General features: G+C 70.6%; 14 protein-coding genes and 1 riboswitch. Of the genes, 9 read left to right on the top strand and 5 right to left on the bottom strand.

Annotated elements, in window-relative coordinates; translation table 11 throughout:
• The first annotated feature begins 261 nt into the window (after positions 1 to 261).
• The 4 genes from guaA to ACWGIG_RS26385 all read left to right on the top strand — a co-directional run bounded on the left by guaA (position 262) and on the right by ACWGIG_RS26385 (position 4,958).
• Positions 262 to 1,836, top strand: a complete 1,575-nt coding sequence (gene guaA / locus ACWGIG_RS26400) for a glutamine-hydrolyzing GMP synthase (protein ID WP_453324161.1) — start codon at positions 262 to 264, stop codon at positions 1,834 to 1,836.
• 105 nt (positions 1,837 to 1,941) lie between these two features.
• Entirely contained in the window at positions 1,942 to 2,739 is a 798-nt protein-coding gene (locus ACWGIG_RS26395) for a class II aldolase/adducin family protein (protein ID WP_453324160.1), read from the top strand.
• A 279-nt stretch (positions 2,740 to 3,018) separates the two neighbouring features.
• Positions 3,019 to 4,296: a hypothetical protein gene (locus ACWGIG_RS26390; RefSeq protein WP_453324159.1), complete on the top strand. Its 1,278-nt coding sequence runs from the start codon at positions 3,019 to 3,021 to the stop codon at positions 4,294 to 4,296.
• Positions 4,297 to 4,436: 140 nt separating this feature from the next.
• Positions 4,437 to 4,958: a DoxX family protein gene (locus tag ACWGIG_RS26385; RefSeq protein WP_453324158.1), complete on the top strand. Its 522-nt coding sequence runs from the start codon at positions 4,437 to 4,439 to the stop codon at positions 4,956 to 4,958.
• Here the strand turns inward: ACWGIG_RS26385 and ACWGIG_RS26380 are convergent.
• Both ACWGIG_RS26380 and ACWGIG_RS26375 read right to left on the bottom strand, forming a co-directional pair.
• On the bottom strand, positions 4,865 to 5,128 hold the full coding sequence (locus ACWGIG_RS26380; protein ID WP_453324157.1) for a hypothetical protein: 264 nt from the start codon (positions 5,126 to 5,128) through the stop codon (positions 4,865 to 4,867). The two genes, ACWGIG_RS26385 and ACWGIG_RS26380, sit on opposite strands and share 94 nt — an antisense overlap.
• Positions 5,115 to 6,425 (bottom strand): PspC domain-containing protein, encoded by a 1,311-nt coding sequence (locus ACWGIG_RS26375; RefSeq protein WP_453324156.1) that lies wholly within the window; start codon positions 6,423 to 6,425, stop codon positions 5,115 to 5,117. Before ACWGIG_RS26375 ends, ACWGIG_RS26380 begins: the two co-directional genes overlap by 14 nt.
• A 153-nt stretch (positions 6,426 to 6,578) precedes the next feature.
• On the opposite strand from ACWGIG_RS26375, the gene ACWGIG_RS26370 reads away from it, so the two are divergent.
• The 3 genes from ACWGIG_RS26370 to ACWGIG_RS26360 all read left to right on the top strand — a co-directional run bounded on the left by ACWGIG_RS26370 (position 6,579) and on the right by ACWGIG_RS26360 (position 9,837).
• On the top strand, positions 6,579 to 7,880 hold the full coding sequence (locus ACWGIG_RS26370; protein WP_453324155.1) for an ATP-binding protein: 1,302 nt from the start codon (positions 6,579 to 6,581) through the stop codon (positions 7,878 to 7,880).
• Entirely contained in the window at positions 7,877 to 8,590 is a 714-nt protein-coding gene (locus tag ACWGIG_RS26365; RefSeq protein WP_453324154.1) for a LuxR C-terminal-related transcriptional regulator, read from the top strand. The genes ACWGIG_RS26370 and ACWGIG_RS26365 overlap by 4 nt, the downstream gene beginning before the upstream one ends.
• A 128-nt stretch (positions 8,591 to 8,718) precedes the next feature.
• A complete protein-coding gene (locus ACWGIG_RS26360) occupies positions 8,719 to 9,837 on the top strand; it encodes an alpha/beta hydrolase (protein ID WP_453324153.1) in 1,119 nt (372 codons plus the stop codon).
• Positions 9,838 to 9,925: 88 nt separating this feature from the next.
• Here the strand turns inward: ACWGIG_RS26360 and ACWGIG_RS26355 are convergent, their stop codons facing one another.
• Together ACWGIG_RS26355 and ACWGIG_RS26350 are read right to left on the bottom strand one after the other, a co-directional pair.
• Positions 9,926 to 10,090 carry a hypothetical protein gene (locus ACWGIG_RS26355; protein ID WP_453324152.1) on the bottom strand — a complete coding sequence of 55 codons (165 nt, stop codon included), beginning with the start codon at positions 10,088 to 10,090 and terminating at the stop codon, positions 9,926 to 9,928.
• A 145-nt stretch (positions 10,091 to 10,235) separates the two neighbouring features.
• Positions 10,236 to 11,312, bottom strand: coding sequence for an NlpC/P60 family protein (locus tag ACWGIG_RS26350; RefSeq protein ID WP_453324151.1), 1,077 nt, complete (start codon positions 11,310 to 11,312; stop codon positions 10,236 to 10,238).
• A gap of 260 nt (positions 11,313 to 11,572) precedes the next feature.
• On the opposite strand from ACWGIG_RS26350, the gene ACWGIG_RS26345 reads away from it, so the two are divergent.
• Positions 11,573 to 11,926 (top strand): hypothetical protein, encoded by a 354-nt coding sequence (locus tag ACWGIG_RS26345; RefSeq protein WP_453324150.1) that lies wholly within the window; start codon positions 11,573 to 11,575, stop codon positions 11,924 to 11,926.
• A gap of 79 nt (positions 11,927 to 12,005) precedes the next feature.
• Here ACWGIG_RS26345 and ACWGIG_RS26340 read toward each other — a convergent pair whose 3' ends face one another.
• Positions 12,006 to 13,280, bottom strand: coding sequence for an NlpC/P60 family protein (locus ACWGIG_RS26340; protein ID WP_453324149.1), 1,275 nt, complete (start codon positions 13,278 to 13,280; stop codon positions 12,006 to 12,008).
• Between the two features lie 7 nt (positions 13,281 to 13,287).
• A riboswitch (cyclic di-AMP (ydaO/yuaA leader) is annotated at positions 13,288 to 13,456 on the bottom strand.
• A gap of 225 nt (positions 13,457 to 13,681) precedes the next feature.
• On the opposite strand from ACWGIG_RS26340, the gene pcrA reads away from it, so the two are divergent.
• On the top strand, positions 13,682 to 16,165 hold the full coding sequence (gene pcrA, locus ACWGIG_RS26335) for a DNA helicase PcrA (RefSeq protein WP_453324148.1): 2,484 nt from the start codon (positions 13,682 to 13,684) through the stop codon (positions 16,163 to 16,165).
• Positions 16,166 to 16,216 lie beyond the last annotated feature (51 nt).

Below are 16,216 nucleotides of genomic sequence, written 5' to 3'. Positions count from 1 at the left end.
GCTACAAGCAGCACGACCGTGGCAGCCGGACGGGCCGGGTGCCATAGGTAAAGACGAAGGTCGTGTGCATGCGCATGGGAGGCATTATGTCCCCACCCGCGCGCAGCGCCCAATGCAGGCCCGGATGATGAGACGAGAGGAACCGGGCGGGAGGCCCGGACGGTGGTACGGCGAGGCCCGGACGGTGGTACAGCAGGGAGGATCGGCCGCTCCCGGTAGAATCGACACTCCCGACCCCCTTTCACCGCCGGAAGGCCGCCCGTGCCCGCAGCGCCCCCCGCCGCCCCCGACGTCGTCCTCGTCGTCGACTTCGGCGCGCAGTACGCCCAGCTCATCGCCCGCCGTGTCCGCGAGGCCCGGATCTACAGCGAGATCGTCCCGAGCACCATGCCGGTGTCCGAGATGCTCGCGAAGAACCCGAAGGCGATCATCCTCTCCGGCGGCCCGTCCTCGGTGTACGCCGAAGGTGCCCCGTCCATCGACCGCGCCCTCTTTGAGGCCGGGGTCCCGGTCTTCGGCATGTGCTACGGCTTCCAGCTGATGGCCATCACGCTCGGCGGCACCGTCGACGACAACGGTGCCCGCGAGTACGGCCGTACCCCGCTCAAGGTCTCCAAGTCCGGCTCCACCCTCTTTGAGGGCACGCCGGACGAGCAGCCGGTGTGGATGTCGCACGGCGACGCCTGCTCCGCCGCTCCCGAGGGCTTCACCGTCACCGCGTCCACGGACGTCGTGCCGGTCGCCGCCTTCGAGAACGACGAGAAGAAGCTGTACGGCGTCCAGTACCACCCCGAGGTGCTGCACTCCACGCACGGCCAGCAGGTACTTGAGCACTTCCTGTACCGCGGCGCCGGCATCGAGCCGAACTGGACGACGCACAACGTCGTCGAGGAGCAGATCGCCCTGATCCGCGAGCAGGTCGGCGACAAGCGCGCCATCTGCGGCCTGTCCGGCGGCGTGGACTCCGCGGTGGCCGCAGCCCTCGTCCAGAAGGCCATCGGCTCCCAGCTGACCTGCGTGTACGTCGACCACGGTCTGATGCGCAAGGGCGAGACCCAGCAGGTCGAGAAGGACTTCGTCGCGGCCACGGGCGTGCAGCTCAAGGTCGTCGACGCCGAGAAGCGCTTCCTCGACGCGCTCGCGGGCGTCTCCGACCCGGAGACCAAGCGGAAGATCATCGGCCGCGAGTTCATCCGCGTCTTCGAGCAGGCCCAGCTGGAGATCCTCCAGGAGGAGGGCCCGGCGGTCGCGTTCCTGGTCCAGGGCACCCTGTACCCGGACGTCGTCGAGTCCGGCGGCGGCACCGGCACCGCCAACATCAAGTCCCACCACAACGTGGGCGGGCTCCCCGACGACATCGAGTTCGAGCTCGTCGAGCCGCTGCGCCAGCTGTTCAAGGACGAGGTCCGGATGGTCGGCCAGGAGCTCGGCCTCCCGGAGGAGATCGTCCAGCGCCAGCCGTTCCCCGGCCCCGGTCTCGGCATCCGCATCGTCGGTGACGTGACCAAGGAGCGCCTGGACCTGCTGCGCGAGGCCGACGCCATCGCCCGTGAGGAGCTGACCGCGGCCGGTCTCGACCGCGAGATCTGGCAGTGCCCGGTCGTGCTGCTCGCCGACGTGCGCTCGGTGGGCGTGCAGGGTGACGGCCGCACCTACGGCCACCCGATCGTGCTGCGCCCCGTCTCGTCCGAGGACGCCATGACGGCGGACTGGACGCGCATGCCGTACGAGGTGCTGGCGAAGATCTCGACGCGGATCACCAACGAGGTGGCCGACGTCAACCGGGTCGTGCTCGACGTGACGAGCAAGCCGCCGGGCACGATCGAGTGGGAGTGACCCTCCTGTAGCGCCCGATGCCGCGGCCACCTCTATGAGGTGGCCGCGGCATCGTCGTATCCGCATCCCTGGTTTCCGGCCCTACCAGGGGGTAGCTTCCGCCCCATGACCGCCGAGACACCCGCACCCCCGCCCGTACCCGTCGACCGGCTCGACTTCGCGATGCCGCCCGTCCACGACGACCCGGCCGACGAGCGCCGCTACCGCAAGGAGCGGCTGGCGGGCGCGCTCAGGATCTTCGCTTCGTGCGGGTACGAGGAGGGCGTCTCCGGGCACATCACGGCACGCGACCCCGAATACGCCGACTGCTACTGGGTGAACCCCTTCGGACTCGCCTTCGCCGACGTGACCGTGAGCGATCTGATCCTCGTCAACGGGGACGGCCAGGTCGTGCGGGGGAGCCGGCACGTCAACCAGGCCGCCTTCACCGTGCACGCCCAGGTGCACAAGGCGCGCCCCGACGTCGTCGCCGTCGCGCACACCCACTCCGTGCACGGGCGGGCCTTCGCGGCCCTCGGGGAGCTCCTCGACCCGATCACCCAGGAGTCCTGCGCCTTCTACGAGTCGCACGCGCTCTACGACGCGTACACGGGCGTCGCCGTCGACCCGACCGAGGGCCGCTGGATCGCCGGGGCGCTCGGCAGCAACAAAGCGGTCGTGCTGCGCAACCACGGACTGCTCACGGTCGGGGACTCGGTGGACGCGGCAGCCTGGTGGTTCCACACGCTGGAGCGGTCCTGCCAGGTGCAGCTGGCGGCGCGGGCGGCCGGGAAGCCGGTGCTGATCGGCCACAAGGAGGCCGTCGAGACGCGCGACCAGATCGGCAGCGACCTCGTCGCGTGGATCAACCACCAGTCGATGTGGCGCCGGATCAGCCGGACGGAACCTGAACTCCTGGGGTGAAGGTGCAGCGGGTGAGGGTGCAGGGGAGTGAAGTGGGAGCGTTGGACGCGGTGAAGCACGGCGCGCTGTGGTGGGTGCTCGGCGGCGTACTGGTCGCCCTGTGCGGAGCACTGCTGGTGTGGCGCGGCATCCGGTTGGCGTCAAGGCGCTGACCTGGCCGTCACCCCACCGCACCTCCCCACGGGCCGCACCGGCCCCTCCGTACGGCACAATTTCCCTTCAGCGCATGCACGTTGACGTGCGGGCAGTGGGTCGGACGGGGAAAGGGCGGCAATCGCCGTGGCGGTGCAAGAGGCAAGACAGAGCACGCACGGCAGTGGGCACGGCGGGGGCTGTGTCTGCGGCGACTGCCCGAGCGGTGCCCGTGAGGGTCACCGGCGCGCCGTGGCCGCCTTCCTGGCCAAGCGCGACGAACTGGCGACGGGGGAGGGGGTGCCCTCCGCCGTCGCGCACTCCGCGGGAGCGTCCCGGCAGTGGGTGTCCGACGAGCTGACCCAGTCCGCACGGGACGTCGCGGAGCGCTCGCGCGAGGCCGGTGAGGTCTGGCTGCGACTGCTGTGGCGCAGGACGCTGTTCGTGGTGTGGGGGGCCGTGGTGGCCCTCGCGCTGGTGGAGGCGTTCACCGCCATCGGCGCGGGGTGGACCCTGGCCCGCACCGCGGGACTCGTCGCCGCCCTCGTCACCGCCACCGTGCTGACGGGCGCCGCAAGGGCGCACCGGGCGCGCGGCGGACTGCTCGCGCCGCTGATCGGCGAGGACAACCGGCTCTCCACCTCGCGCGCCGTCGCCGCGTCCTGGGTACTGCTCGCGGTCTTCGCGGTGCTGGTGCTCGCCGTGCAACTGGCCGGCGCGTCGAACCCGGCCGACCGGGACGCCCTGATCGCAGGGCTCGAACTGGCCCGGGGCGCAGGTGTACTGACCGTCCTCGCGCTGACCTGTGCGATCGCCGTGATCGTACGGCGGGTGGTGGGGGTTCGGGTGCTGAAGCAGACCCTCCAGAAGGTGCGGGCGGACCGGCCGCGCGCCGCCGACCTGCTGACCGACGACTCGGGGCGGGGGAACTTCGGCGACGTCCAGTACGTTCTCGTATCGACCGTGGCAGTCGTCTTCTCCGCCGTACGACTGGCCAGGCGGCCCGAGCAGTTGCCGGACCTGCCGTGGGGGCTCGCCCTCCTCGTGGTGGTGTCGGCGGCCACGTACTTCGCGGGGAAGTATGCGGAGGGCGGCCGTCCGGTCGTGCTGTCCGTCGTCCGGGCCAGGGAGGCGGGCGACCTCGACGGGCCCATCCGTACGGGCGACGACATCGAGATCCGCGGCGCGGGCTTCGTACCGCCCGGGGCGCGGACTCCGGACCGGCTGGCCCGCATGGTGGTGCGGATCGGGACGGTCCATGTGCACGTCCCGCTGGTGCCGGTGCCCGGTGGGTTCACCAACCCGACCGACAGTGCGCTGACCGTGCCGGTCCCCGTCGAGGTGGAGCCGGGCCGGGTCGAGGTACAGGTGGTGACGGCGGCGGGCGTGGAGACGAACTGCTGCCAGATCGACGTCACCGACTGACCGCGCACCGCCGCGGCCTCCTCTTCGAGGCGGGCCGCAGCGACCTCCTCATTGAGGCGTTCTCCCGCTGCGCCCCGCCCGCTCGTCGAACGTATGGTCAAGCGACGGGACGTGAGGCGCGAGGAAGGCAGGGCCGGGCGATGGCATACGGGTACGGGACGGGCAGCACGCGTGCGTACGGGACGAACGAGCCGCGGGGCTGGAAGCACAGCGCGAGCCGCTTCGCGCTGCTTCCCCTGCGCCTCTTCCTCGGCATCACCTTCATCTACGCGGGCCTCGACAAGCTCACCGACAGCGCGTTCCTCTCCGCGAGCGGTGACGGCTCGATCGGCGCACTGATGACCTCGGTGCGCGACGGCTCCGCCGTGCCCTGGCTCGTCGACCTGGCGCTGAAGGCCCCCGAAGGCTTCGGCTACGCCATCGCGATCGGGGAACTCCTCGTCGGTATCGGCACGCTGCTCGGTCTCTTCGCACGCGTCGCCGCCGTCGGCGGTGCGCTGATCTCGCTCAGCCTGTGGCTCACCGTCAGCTGGCAGACCACGCCGTACTACTACGGCAACGACCTCGCCTATCTGATGGCGTGGCTGCCGCTGGTGCTCGCCGGGGCGGCCGTGTTCTCCCTCGATGCGATGCGGGCCTTGCGGCGCCGCCGGATGCCGTAGCCGATCCAGCCGGCGACCGCCGCCACGAAGAGGCCGCCGCCGATCACCGGGAGCAGCGTCCACCACGGGGTGTCCCAGGTGCCGCTCGCATCGACGGCGTACAGCACGGTCGCGGTCAGGAAGGTGAGGCCCAGGACCGCGCGCCCGGGCAGGAAGTCATGACGCAGCACGTTCCACCGCCACCTGTCCGACGCCGACTTCGAGGTGCAGGGAGACCGTGCCCGCGGGCTTCGCGCCGGGCGGTGGGTAGAGGGTGCGGGCCTGCTGCTGGCTGGTGCGGATGTCGATGTCCTCCGGGCTCTGGCCGGGCAGCTCGATGTCGCCCACCCCCACCTCCATGTCGACCTGCACGGTCACGTCCTTGGGGACGACGACGCGCAGGGTGCCCGCCCCGACCTCGGCCCTGGTGGTCAGGGTGCTGCCCTTCGGCACGACCAGTTTGCCGAGGTCGAGGAGGCCCTCGCCGGCGCCGAGTTCGTACCTCGGCTGGACGGCCCCGACCGTCGCCGGACGCCAGTCGCTGCGGACCCAGTCGGTGGTGATGTCCTTGGGGATGGCCGAGGCGGCCGTCAGCAGACCGGCCGTGAGCAGGCCCAGGAAAATCGTGCCCGCGCCGACCCGGCCGAGGAACGACCCGAACAGCAGCCCCACCCCGAACACCGCCAGCGCACACGCCAGGCCGGTCGCCAGGCTGGTGCCCAGGGGCTCCGTGTCCCAGGTCGCGGCCGTGCCCGCCGCACCGGCGAGCAGCGCGACGAGGAATGTGAGGCCGCCGAAGGAGCGGGGGCGCCGGTCACGGCGCGCCGTGCATCCGTTCCTCATTGAGGGGCGGACGTCGACGGGCTGCGCGGCCGGACCCCAGAGGTAGCCGTGCGGGACGGGCCCGGTCGTGCCGTCCTTGACGATCGGGTCGCGCCACCAGGACGGGGCGCCGGGAATCGGCGGAGCCTTGGTCTCGGGGGGCGCCGCCACGTCCGCGACCTGGGTGGCTCCCGGCTCTTCCGACGAGGCGGCGGCGTCCCGGCGCTGCCGGGACCACATGGCGCTGGCACCGACGACCAGGATGAGCATGACGGAGAATCCGAAGGCGCCGCCGTTGTGCAGCATCGACAGGAACATGCCGCAGCCGACCAGGGCGAGCAGCACCGCGATCAGGGCCGGGCCGTCTACACGGCCGGTCAGCAACCGCTTCGCCTCGTTCTCCTCGTCGCCCTCCTGCGGTACGAGCAGCCAGGCGAAGCCGTACGCGATCAGCCCGATGCCACCGGCCACGGCGGTCACGGCGAGCACGACACGGAAGATCACCGGGTCGACGTCGAAGTACTGGCCGAGCCCGCCGCACACACCGCCGATCGTCTTGTGACGGCGGCTGCGGCGCAGCCGGGGCTTCGACCCGTCGGCCGGATCCGCGGGACCGCCCGGGCCGGGGGGCGTGGTGGCCACCGGTTCGTCGTGGACTTCTGTCATAAGCCCCATGGTGACCGGCATCCGCCGCCCGCGGCACCTGGGGCGACCCTGGCTGATCCCTGATTTCCGCAGGCCCCATCCTGCGGTTTCCCTCAGGGGATTCTGGGGTTTTCCCCCATGTGCCGGGCCCTGCGGCCGTGTGACCATCAAGTCATGTCGTCCACCGCCCCGAGCCGCCGAGCGGCCCGCCCACCCGCCGCCGAGCAGGACTCGGCAGCCCCGCACCCGCGCAAGCTCTACCGCAGCGCGGACGGGCGGATGCTCGGCGGGGTCGCCCGGGGGCTCGCGGGACACCTGGGACTGCCGGTCGCCTGGGTGCGGATCGCCTTCTTCGGCCTGTTCCTGATGCAGGGGCTGGGCGCGCTGGTGTACGCGGTGTTCTGGTTCTTCGTGCCGCTGGGGGTCGGAGGGGTCGGCGCCGAGCCGCGCAGCGCCTTCGAGACCCTGCCCGACGGCCGGCGCAGGCTGCGGATCCCCGACAAGGGGCAGATCGCCGCCCTGGTCGCGCTCTGCATCGGCGCCGCGATCTTCGTCAGCAATGTGGACACGGCCGGCTCCGGGCGGTACGTGTGGCCGCTGCTGCTGACCGGCGCGGGTGTCGTACTGGTGTGGCGCCAGGCGGACAACGCCCGCCGCGCGCACTGGACGGAGGGCGGCAGCCGCCGCCGGATGCTCCAGGTGCTGCGCGGTCTCGCGGGCGTCGCCCTGGTCGGGGTCGGCCTCACGGTCTTCCTGGTCGTGCGCGGCTCGGCCGCCCAGCTGGGCAACGTACTGACGGCCGCGCTCGCCGTGATCGCGGGCATCGGGCTGCTGGCCGGCCCGTATCTCGTCCGCATGACGCAGGACCTGTCCGAGGAGCGCCTGATGCGCATCCGCGCCCAGGAGCGGGCCGAGGTCGCCGCCCACGTCCACGACTCCGTACTGCACACCCTGACGCTGATCCAGCGCAACGCGGACGACGGCTCGGAGGTACGGCGGCTGGCCCGTGCCCAGGAGCGCGAGCTGCGCAACTGGCTGTACAAGCCGGAGGGCACCGGCAAGGACGAGGACGAGGAACCCACCACCCTCGCGGACGCGGTGAAGCGCGCGGCAGCCGAGGTGGAGGACAAGCACGGAGTGCCTCTTGAGGTGGTGGTGGTCGGTGACTGCCCGCTGGACGACAAGCTGGCGGCTCAGATGCAGGCCGCACGCGAGGCAATGGTGAATGCCGCCAAGTACGGTGGCGAGGGCGGGGCGGTACAGGTCTTCGCGGAGGTCGAGGGCCGCACGGTCTTCGTGTCCGTGCGGGACCGGGGACCCGGTTTCGACCTCGATGCGATTCCGGGCGACCGGATGGGCGTACGAGAATCGATCATCGGCCGGATGGAGCGCCACGGAGGCACGGCACGGCTGCGTTCCGCGCCCGACGGGGGCACGGAAGTCGAGCTTGAGATGGAGAGGGCGGCGGACGCATGACCGAGCAGAGCGCACACGGGGGCCAGGGGCAGCCGGAGCAGGGACAGGAGCGGCACGTACGGGTGGTGCTGGTGGACGACCACCGGATGTTCCGCACCGGGGTGCAGGCCGAGATCGGCCAGACCGCGACGACCGGCGTCGAGGTGGTCGGCGAGGCCGCCGACGTCGACCAGGCCGTCACCGTGATCACTGCGACCCGGCCCGAGGTGGTCCTCCTCGACGTGCACCTGCCGGGCGGCGGCGGGGTCGAAGTGCTGCGCCGGTGCGCACCGTTGATGTCGGACGCCGAGCAGCCGGTGCGGTTCCTGGCGCTGTCGGTCTCCGATGCGGCGGAGGACGTCATCGGCGTCATCCGGGGCGGTGCACGCGGGTACGTCACCAAGACGATCACCGGCGCCGACCTGGTGAATTCGGTGTTTCGGGTGCAGGACGGGGACGCGGTGTTCTCGCCGCGGCTGGCCGGGTTCGTCCTGGACGCGTTCGCGTCGACGGACGCGCCCCCGGCCGACGAGGACATGGACCGGCTCACCCAGCGGGAGCGCGAGGTGCTGCGTCTGATCGCGCGCGGCTACGCGTACAAGGAGATCGCGAAGCAGCTGTTCATCTCCGTGAAGACGGTCGAATCGCACGTCTCGGCGGTGCTGCGCAAGCTCCAGCTGTCCAACCGGCACGAGCTGACCCGCTGGGCAACTGCCCGACGGCTGGTCTGACCCCGCCCCAAAGCTGCCCTGACCTGCGGCTTTACCGGGGGTTCAGGTGCGGCAGGGGTGTGAGTCAGGTGACAGACACGTGAAATCGGGCAACCCCGGTGGCGATCAGGCCATCTAGTACCCACGTGATGAGTCTTACCGGGACCCCCTTCTTCGTGACCGCGATCGCCCTGCTCGTGGTCGCGGTCGTCCTGCCGCTGGCCCTGTGGAGCCGGGTGCGCGGTCCCGCCGCCGTGCGTGGCTTCGTACGGCTGTTGATGCTGGTGTTCGCACAGGTCACCGCCATCACCGTGGTCTTCGTCGGGGTGAACAACGCCAACGGGCTCTACGACACCTGGGACGACCTGCTCGGGACGACGGACCGGGCCGGGACGGCCACGGACCTCGGCCCCGACGGCATAGGCGGTCAGAAGCTGTCCGAGCAGCCGAAGGAAGCCGCGAAGTTCAAGCCGGTCGACGACGCCAGGATGGGGCCGGGCGTCCAGGTCACCGAGCTCAAGGGCCGGATCTCCGGGGTCGAGGGCGAGGTGTACGTGTGGCTGCCGCCGCAGTACGACGACCCGGCGTACAAGGACAAGAAGTTCCCGGTGGTCCAGCTGCTGCCCGGCTACCCCGGGTCCGCGAAGGCCTGGTTCGGCACCCTTGAGGTGAACAAGCAGCTGGGGCCGCTGATGAAGCAGGGCAAGGTCAAGCCTTTCATCCTGGTCTCACCGCGCACCACCCTGCTCGGCGACCAGACCGACACCGGCTGCGCCAACATCCCGGGCAAGGTCAACGCGGACAGCTGGCTGAGCGTCGACGTGCGGAAGATGGTCTTTGACACCTTCCGCGCCTCGGACAAGGCCTCGGACTGGGCCGTCGGTGGCTACTCGGCGGGCGCGCACTGCGCAGCCAAGCTCGCCGTCGCCCACCCGGACCGCTACCGCGCGGGCGTCAGCCTCTCCGGCTTCAACGACCCGAACGGCGAGCCCGCCGCCCTCACCGCCGCGACCCCGGAACTGCGGCGCGCCAACAACCCGTACATGATGCTGAAGGCGGCGAACAAGGCGGGGAAGCCGCCGCGCACCGCCCTGTTCGTATCGGGCGCGGCGGGCGACGGCTTCGAGGCGGGGACCGCCATGAAGGGTGCGGCGAAGGCACCGACGACGGTGCGGGTCGTGAAGCTGACCGGGCCCCACGGCACCAGTGTGTGGAAGCAGCAGGTGCCGGAGGTCTTCCGGTGGCTGTCGGACCAACTGGGCAAGTAGCCGCCGACGGGCGGGGACGGCCGTCTTCGGTACTCAGGAGCGGCGGCCGTACAGGAGCGACGGCCGTGCTCCGTAACGACGGCCGTGCTCAGTAGCGACGGCCGTGACCGCGCCCGCCGCGGAGCCGGCTCAGGAGCTGCCTCGCCTGCGAGCGCCTGCGCGGGTTCGAGGCCTCGCGGCGGCCCCGGGCGATGGTGCGGCGGCCCTGCGGGCTGCGTGCGTAACTCTTGATCCTGTTGATGATGCCCGGCATGACTGTGCCTCCCTCTATGAGGCCGTGGCGGCCACGGCCTCATAGAGGCGGCTACCCCGCGAAGAGCGGACGACCCTGTCGATCACAGGGGGCGTCACAGAGGGGCGTTACAGAGGGGCGTTACGAGGGGCGTCAGGCGTGGGCATCATGCCGGCCGTGTCGCCCCCGTCAGCGGCATCTGGTCGATCGGCGCGATCCGCACCGGGGCTCCGGGCCGCGGTGCGTGGATCATCTTGCCTTCGCCGATGTACAGCCCGACGTGGGTGATGCCGGAGTAGAAGAACAGCAGATCTCCCGGCGCGAGTTGGGAACGCGAGACGCGTTCTCCCGCGTTGATCTGTGTGTAGGTGGTGCGCGGGAGCGCCACCCCGGCAGAGCGCCAGGCGGCCTGGGTCAGGCCCGAGCAGTCGAAGGAGGAGGGGCCCGTGGCACCCCAGACATAGGGCTTTCCCAGAGCGGAGTAGGCGAACGAAACGGCCTGCGAGGCACGGGCGTTGGGCGCCCGGACGCTGCCGCGCGGCATCTCGGTGCGCTTCCCGCGACTGGCACGGTCGCCGCCGCCACCCGCCTCGCCGTGCCCGTCCTGGGCCGCGTACCGGGCGCGGTCGTCGGCGGTGAGCCGGGAGAGCAGTTTCTCGGCGCCGGAGATCTTCTCCTGGATCTTCGCCTTCTGCTTCTTCAACTCGCCCTGCTGTTCGGCGAGTTCGGAGAATCTCTGGCCGGCACTGCCGCGCAGCCGGGCGATCTCGGCGACCTGCCGCTGCGCGCCCAGCACTTTGACGGCCTGCCGGTCGCTCGCCCGCCCGGCGATCGCGGCCCGCTCCAGGTACTGGTCGGGGTTCGAGGTCAGCGCGACCTGGAGCGCGGGCTCGATGCCCCCGGTGCGGTACTGGGACGCGGCCAGAGCGCCGAGCGAGCCGCGTGCGGAGTTGAGCTGCTCCGTCTTGCGTGCCGCCTCGTCCCGTAGCTGGCCGAGCGACTTCTTCGTCCGCTCGGCCTTCTCCTGCACGCCGTTGTACGCCTCGGTGGCGGCCTCTGCGTCGTGGTACAGCTTGTCGATCTTCGACTTGATCTGTGCCGGAGTGAGCGTCGGCTCCGCCTGCGCGGTGCCCTCCAGTGCGGTGGCGCCCGCGGCCCCTGCCAGTGCGAGGGTGACCGCGGTGGTACGGGCACTGCGAGCGGTGCTGAGTGAGCGCTGCTTGGGCTTCCGGTGCGCTGCCACGAGGGCGTTCACGTCCTTCCACTGGTCCGTCCGGCCGAGTGAGGGGGAGGGGAGTCGGCCGTCTGGGGAGGGACGCTAAACCTGGACGTCACGGCACAGCCTTCGAATGAGCGCTAATGGCAGGAAGAGGTCGAGTACTGGTCGCGGATGATCGACGACAGGGATGCGGAATCACCACTTCCGCGCCCTCTGCGACCGATGGGACGGAATGGCCCGCCCTGCCGCCGTCGCCCTGCTAACGCCTGGCTAGGCTCCGCCCCATGGACGTCACGATCAATGTCTTCGTAGGACTGCACATCATCGGCATCGCCTCGCTCCTCGGCGGCTTCCTGACCCAGATGAAGGCGATGGGCGCGGGCACCGCCCGTTTCACACCCCCGATGCTGCACGGTGCGCTGACCATGCTGGTGACCGGCATCGCCCTGGTCGGCATCCACCAGGCCCAGGACCACCCCCTCAACAACGTCAAGCTCGGCATCAAGCTGGCGATCCTGGTGGTGATCCTGGGCCTCGTCTACGTCAAGCGCGATGACGAGAAGGTGGAGAAGGCCCTGTTCGGCGCGGTCGGCGGGCTGACGGTCGTCAACATCTTCATCGCCGTCCTGTGGACCTGAGTTCCGGCGGGGCCGGTCAGGCCGACTGAGCTCCGGGGCGGGGCCGGTCAGGCCGACTGAGCTCCTGGGGCGGGGCCGGTCAGGCCGGCCGGATGCTCCCGTAGATCGGCATGTAGTAGATCGACTCCTCGCGCACCTTCGCGTTCGGCTTCGGCGCGTGGATCATCATTCCGTCGCCCTTGTAGATGCCGACGTGGCTGATGTCGTCGTAGAAGAACACCAGGTCACCCGGTTTGAGGTCCTTCGTCGCGACCCGTGTGCCGACCTTCACCTGGTCCCAGGTGGTCCGCGGCAGGTTCACCCCGGCGGCCCGCCAGGCGGCCTGGGTCAGTCCCGAGCAGTCGTACGAGGAGGGGCCGGTGGCGCCCCAGATGTACGGCTTGCCGATCTGCGCGCGGGCGAAGGCCAGCACCTTCGCGGCCTTGGTGGAGTACGAGCTTCCGGAGCCGGAGCCGGAGCCGGAGCCGCTACCGGAACCCGAACCGGAGCCGGACCCCGAGCCGCTGCCGGACCCCGCACCCGTACCCGGATCCCTGGCCGACCCGGATCCGGCCCCCTGCCCGGCCTCCTTCTCCTGCTCCCTCTCCCTCTCCTTCTCCCTCTCCCGCTCCTTCTCCCCGGCCGCCGCCTCCGCCTGCTGCCGCGCCAGCTCGTCCGCCTTGTGCCTGGCCGCCGCCTCGCGCTTGCGTTCCAGCTCCGCGAGCTCGGCCTTCTCCTCGGCGGTCAGCCGCGACAGCAGCCCGCGTGCCTGCCCGAGCTTGTCCTGCACGTCCTGCTTGGACTCCCGCAGCGAGGCCTGCGAGGTGGTCAGCCGCTCCAGGCCGCGGGTCGCCACGGCCCGGTGCTTCGCGGCGGACTGCTGCTGCGCGGTGTAGTCGGCGACCAGCTTCCTCTGCTGATCGGTGGCCCGCGCCATCAGCCGCCGCGAATCGAAGTACGACTGCGGGTCGTGCGCCAGCAGCAGCGCGGCCGTGGGACCGACCGATCCGCTGCGGTACTGGGTGGCGGCGAAGGTGCCGAGCGAGCGCCTGGCCTCGTTGAGCTTGTCGGTGCGCTGTGCGACGTCGTCGAGGAGCCCCTCGACCTTCTCCTTCTGCTGCCGGGTGGCTTCCTTGGCCCCGTTGTACTTCTGGGTCGCCGCCCCGGCCTGCCGGTAGAGGTCGTCGACCTTCTGCTGCACCTCTTCGACCGACGGCTTGGGAGCGGCGGGAGGGACAGGAGAGGCGGGTGCGGCCTGTGCGGACTGGGCGACCAGACCGACGGTGACCAGGGCGGCGGCGGTGACGCCGACCCCGGGAGCGGTGGAACGTATCAGCGACGTGGCGCGGGTACGCGGCTTGCGATGCGATGCCAAAGCAGGCATTCCTTCCGTGGACCGCCTACCGGGTTAGCTGTCGGGTTCGGGCGGACTGACGGAAGGTGCCCTACGGCCCAGGTCGTGGGGGTACGGGCCGATTCACCCCGGTGATGCGTGTGGGTCCCCGGTTCCGAACCACCGTGCGGGCGGCGCGAATTCGGCGTGAGGGGACCGTTCCGGCGCGGTTCGCCGAGGGGGGTACGGGCCGCTCGCGCAGCACCGTAGCCAATCCCCGTGACGGGTGGGAAGCCTGATGTTCGATATGCCCGATACGTTTTCGTGACCTTAGCAAGGGCGTGAGTACAGGGTCACGGGCTGTGGTGGCGGACGGTGATCACGGGCCGGGGTGGCGGAAACCGGGGCCTGCTGTCAGTGGGGCCGCCTAGACTCGGTAGGCGATGAGCAGCCTCTTTGACGACAGCTTCCTGGCCGACCTCCAGCACAAGGACGACGCGGCCCCGCCTCCCCCGGAGGACACCGACGACGGTGCCCCCGCGGAGGAGGTCCCGCATGACCTCTTCGGGGGTGCGTTCGACGGTCCGCCGCCGCCCCGCGACGGGTACTACCGGGACGGCGCCCCCCGCCCGGTGGTCGACCCGGCGGCCCTCCTCGACGGGCTGAACGACAACCAGCGCGCCGCCGTCGTGCACGCCGGATCGCCGCTGCTCATCGTGGCCGGAGCCGGTTCCGGCAAGACCCGCGTGCTCACCCACCGCATCGCGCACCTGCTGTCCGCCCGCGGGGTGCACCCCGGCCAGATCCTCGCGATCACCTTCACCAACAAGGCCGCGGGCGAGATGAAGGAGCGCGTCGAGGAGCTGGTGGGCCCGCGCGCCCACGCGATGTGGGTGTCCACCTTCCACAGCGCGTGCGTCCGCATCCTGCGCCGCGAGTCCAAGAAGCTCGGCTTCACGAGCTCCTTCTCGATCTACGACGCCGCCGACTCCAAGCGCCTGATGGCCCTGGTCTGCCGCGACCTCGACATCGACCCGAAGAAGTTCCCGCCGAAGTCCTTCAGTGCCAAGGTCTCCAACCTCAAGAACGAGCTGATAGACGAGGAAGCCTTCGCGGGCCAGGCCGCCGACGGCTTCGAGAAGACCCTCGCCCAGGCCTACGCGCTGTACCAGTCCCGCCTCCGCGAGGCGAACGCACTGGACTTCGACGACATCATCATGACCACGGTGCACCTGCTCCAGGCGTTCCCCGACGTCGCCGAGCACTACCGGATGCGCTTCAGGCACGTCATGGTCGACGAGTACCAGGACACCAACCACGCCCAGTACACGCTCGTACGGGAGCTGGTCGGACCGTCCGGCGAGGACCGCGCGCCCGGCGAGCTGTGCGTCGTCGGTGACGCCGACCAGTCGATCTACGCCTTCCGCGGCGCGACGATCCGCAACATCCTCCAGTTCGAGGAGGACTACCCGGACGCGAAGACGATCCTCCTGGAGCAGAACTACCGCTCCACCCAGACGATCCTCACCGCCGCCAACGCCGTCATCGAGCGCAACGAGAACCGCCGCGCGAAGAACCTCTGGACCGATGCCGGCGCCGGATCCCAGATCACCGGGTACGTCGCCGACACCGAGCACGACGAGGCCCAGTTCATCGCCGAGGAGATCGACCGCCTCACCGACGCGGGCGACGCCAAGGCCGGCGACGTCGCCGTCTTCTACCGTACGAACGCGCAGTCCCGTGTCTTCGAAGAGATCTTCATCCGGGTCGGCCTGCCGTACAAGGTCGTCGGCGGCGTCCGCTTCTACGAGCGCAAGGAGGTCCGGGACATCCTGGCCTACCTGCGCGTGCTGTCGAACCCCGAGGACACCGTCCCGCTGCGCCGCATCCTCAACGTGCCCAAGCGCGGCATCGGCGACCGCGCCGAAGCCATGATCGACGCGCTGTCGCTGCGCGAGCGGATCAGCTTCCCGCAGGCCCTGCGCCGCGTCGACGAGGCGTACGGAATGGCCGCCCGCTCGGCCAACGCCGTCAAGCGGTTCAACACGCTGATGGAGGAACTCCGTACGATCGTCGAGTCCGGAGCCGGACCGGCCACCGTCCTCGAAGCCGTACTGGAGCGGACCGGATACCTCGCCGAGCTGCAGGCTTCCACCGACCCGCAGGACGAGACCCGTGTCGAGAACCTTCAGGAACTCGCCGCCGTGGCCCTGGAGTTCGAGCAGGAGAACCAGGGGGGCGACGACGGCGAGGCCCCCGGCACGCTCTCCGACTTCCTGGAGAAGGTCGCACTCGTCGCCGACTCCGACCAGATCCCCGACGAGGAGGAGGACGGCTCCGGCGTCATCACCCTCATGACGCTGCACACCGCCAAGGGCCTCGAATTCCCGGTCGTCTTCCTGACCGGCATGGAGGACGGCGTCTTCCCGCACATGCGCTCGCTCGGCAACACCAAGGAGCTGGAGGAGGAGCGCCGCCTCGCGTACGTCGGCATCACCCGCGCCCGCGAGCGCCTCTACCTCACCCGCTCGACCATGCGCAGCGCCTGGGGCCAGCCCTCGTACAACCCGGCCTCCCGCTTCCTGGAGGAGATCCCGGACACCCACCTGGAGTGGAAGCGCACCGGTGCGCAGATCCCGGCGGGCCCGGTCTCCGGCTCCAAGGCGGGCTCGGTGGCGTCCTCGCTCTCCTCTTCACTGGCCAACTCGCGTTCCCGCGGCGGTCCTTCGGGCTTCGCCACCCGGCGGGCGTCGGACAAGCCGGTGATCAACCTCGCCGTCGGGGACCGCGTCACGCACGACCAGTTCGGCCTGGGCACGGTGATGACGGTGACCGGGTCCGGCTCGGACGCGCAGGCCACGATCGACTTCGGCGGCGAGCGCCCGAAGAAGCTGCTGCTGCGGTACGCACCGGTCGAGAAGCTGTAGTTCCGCGAAGGTACGAGAGGCTGTAGTTCCGCGAAGGTACGAGAGGGGGCC

The sequence above is a fragment of the Streptomyces sp. NPDC054863 genome, assembly GCF_053610825.1.
This window is presented reverse-complemented; position numbering and strand designations above follow the sequence as displayed.

Coding starts and splice junctions, on each gene's coding strand:
- ACWGIG_RS26395 (WP_453324160.1), top strand. CDS start 1,942: ATGACCGCCGAGACACCCGCACCCCCGCCCGTACCCGTCGACCGGCTC.
- ACWGIG_RS26385 (WP_453324158.1), top strand. CDS start 4,437: ATGGCATACGGGTACGGGACGGGCAGCACGCGTGCGTACGGGACGAAC.
- ACWGIG_RS26375 (WP_453324156.1), bottom strand. CDS start 6,425: ATGACAGAAGTCCACGACGAACCGGTGGCCACCACGCCCCCCGGCCCG.
- ACWGIG_RS26370 (WP_453324155.1), top strand. CDS start 6,579: ATGTCGTCCACCGCCCCGAGCCGCCGAGCGGCCCGCCCACCCGCCGCC.
- ACWGIG_RS26360 (WP_453324153.1), top strand. CDS start 8,719: ATGAGTCTTACCGGGACCCCCTTCTTCGTGACCGCGATCGCCCTGCTC.
- ACWGIG_RS26355 (WP_453324152.1), bottom strand. CDS start 10,090: ATGCCGGGCATCATCAACAGGATCAAGAGTTACGCACGCAGCCCGCAG.
- ACWGIG_RS26365 (WP_453324154.1), top strand. CDS start 7,877: ATGACCGAGCAGAGCGCACACGGGGGCCAGGGGCAGCCGGAGCAGGGA.
- ACWGIG_RS26345 (WP_453324150.1), top strand. CDS start 11,573: ATGGACGTCACGATCAATGTCTTCGTAGGACTGCACATCATCGGCATC.
- pcrA (WP_453324148.1), top strand. CDS start 13,682: ATGAGCAGCCTCTTTGACGACAGCTTCCTGGCCGACCTCCAGCACAAG.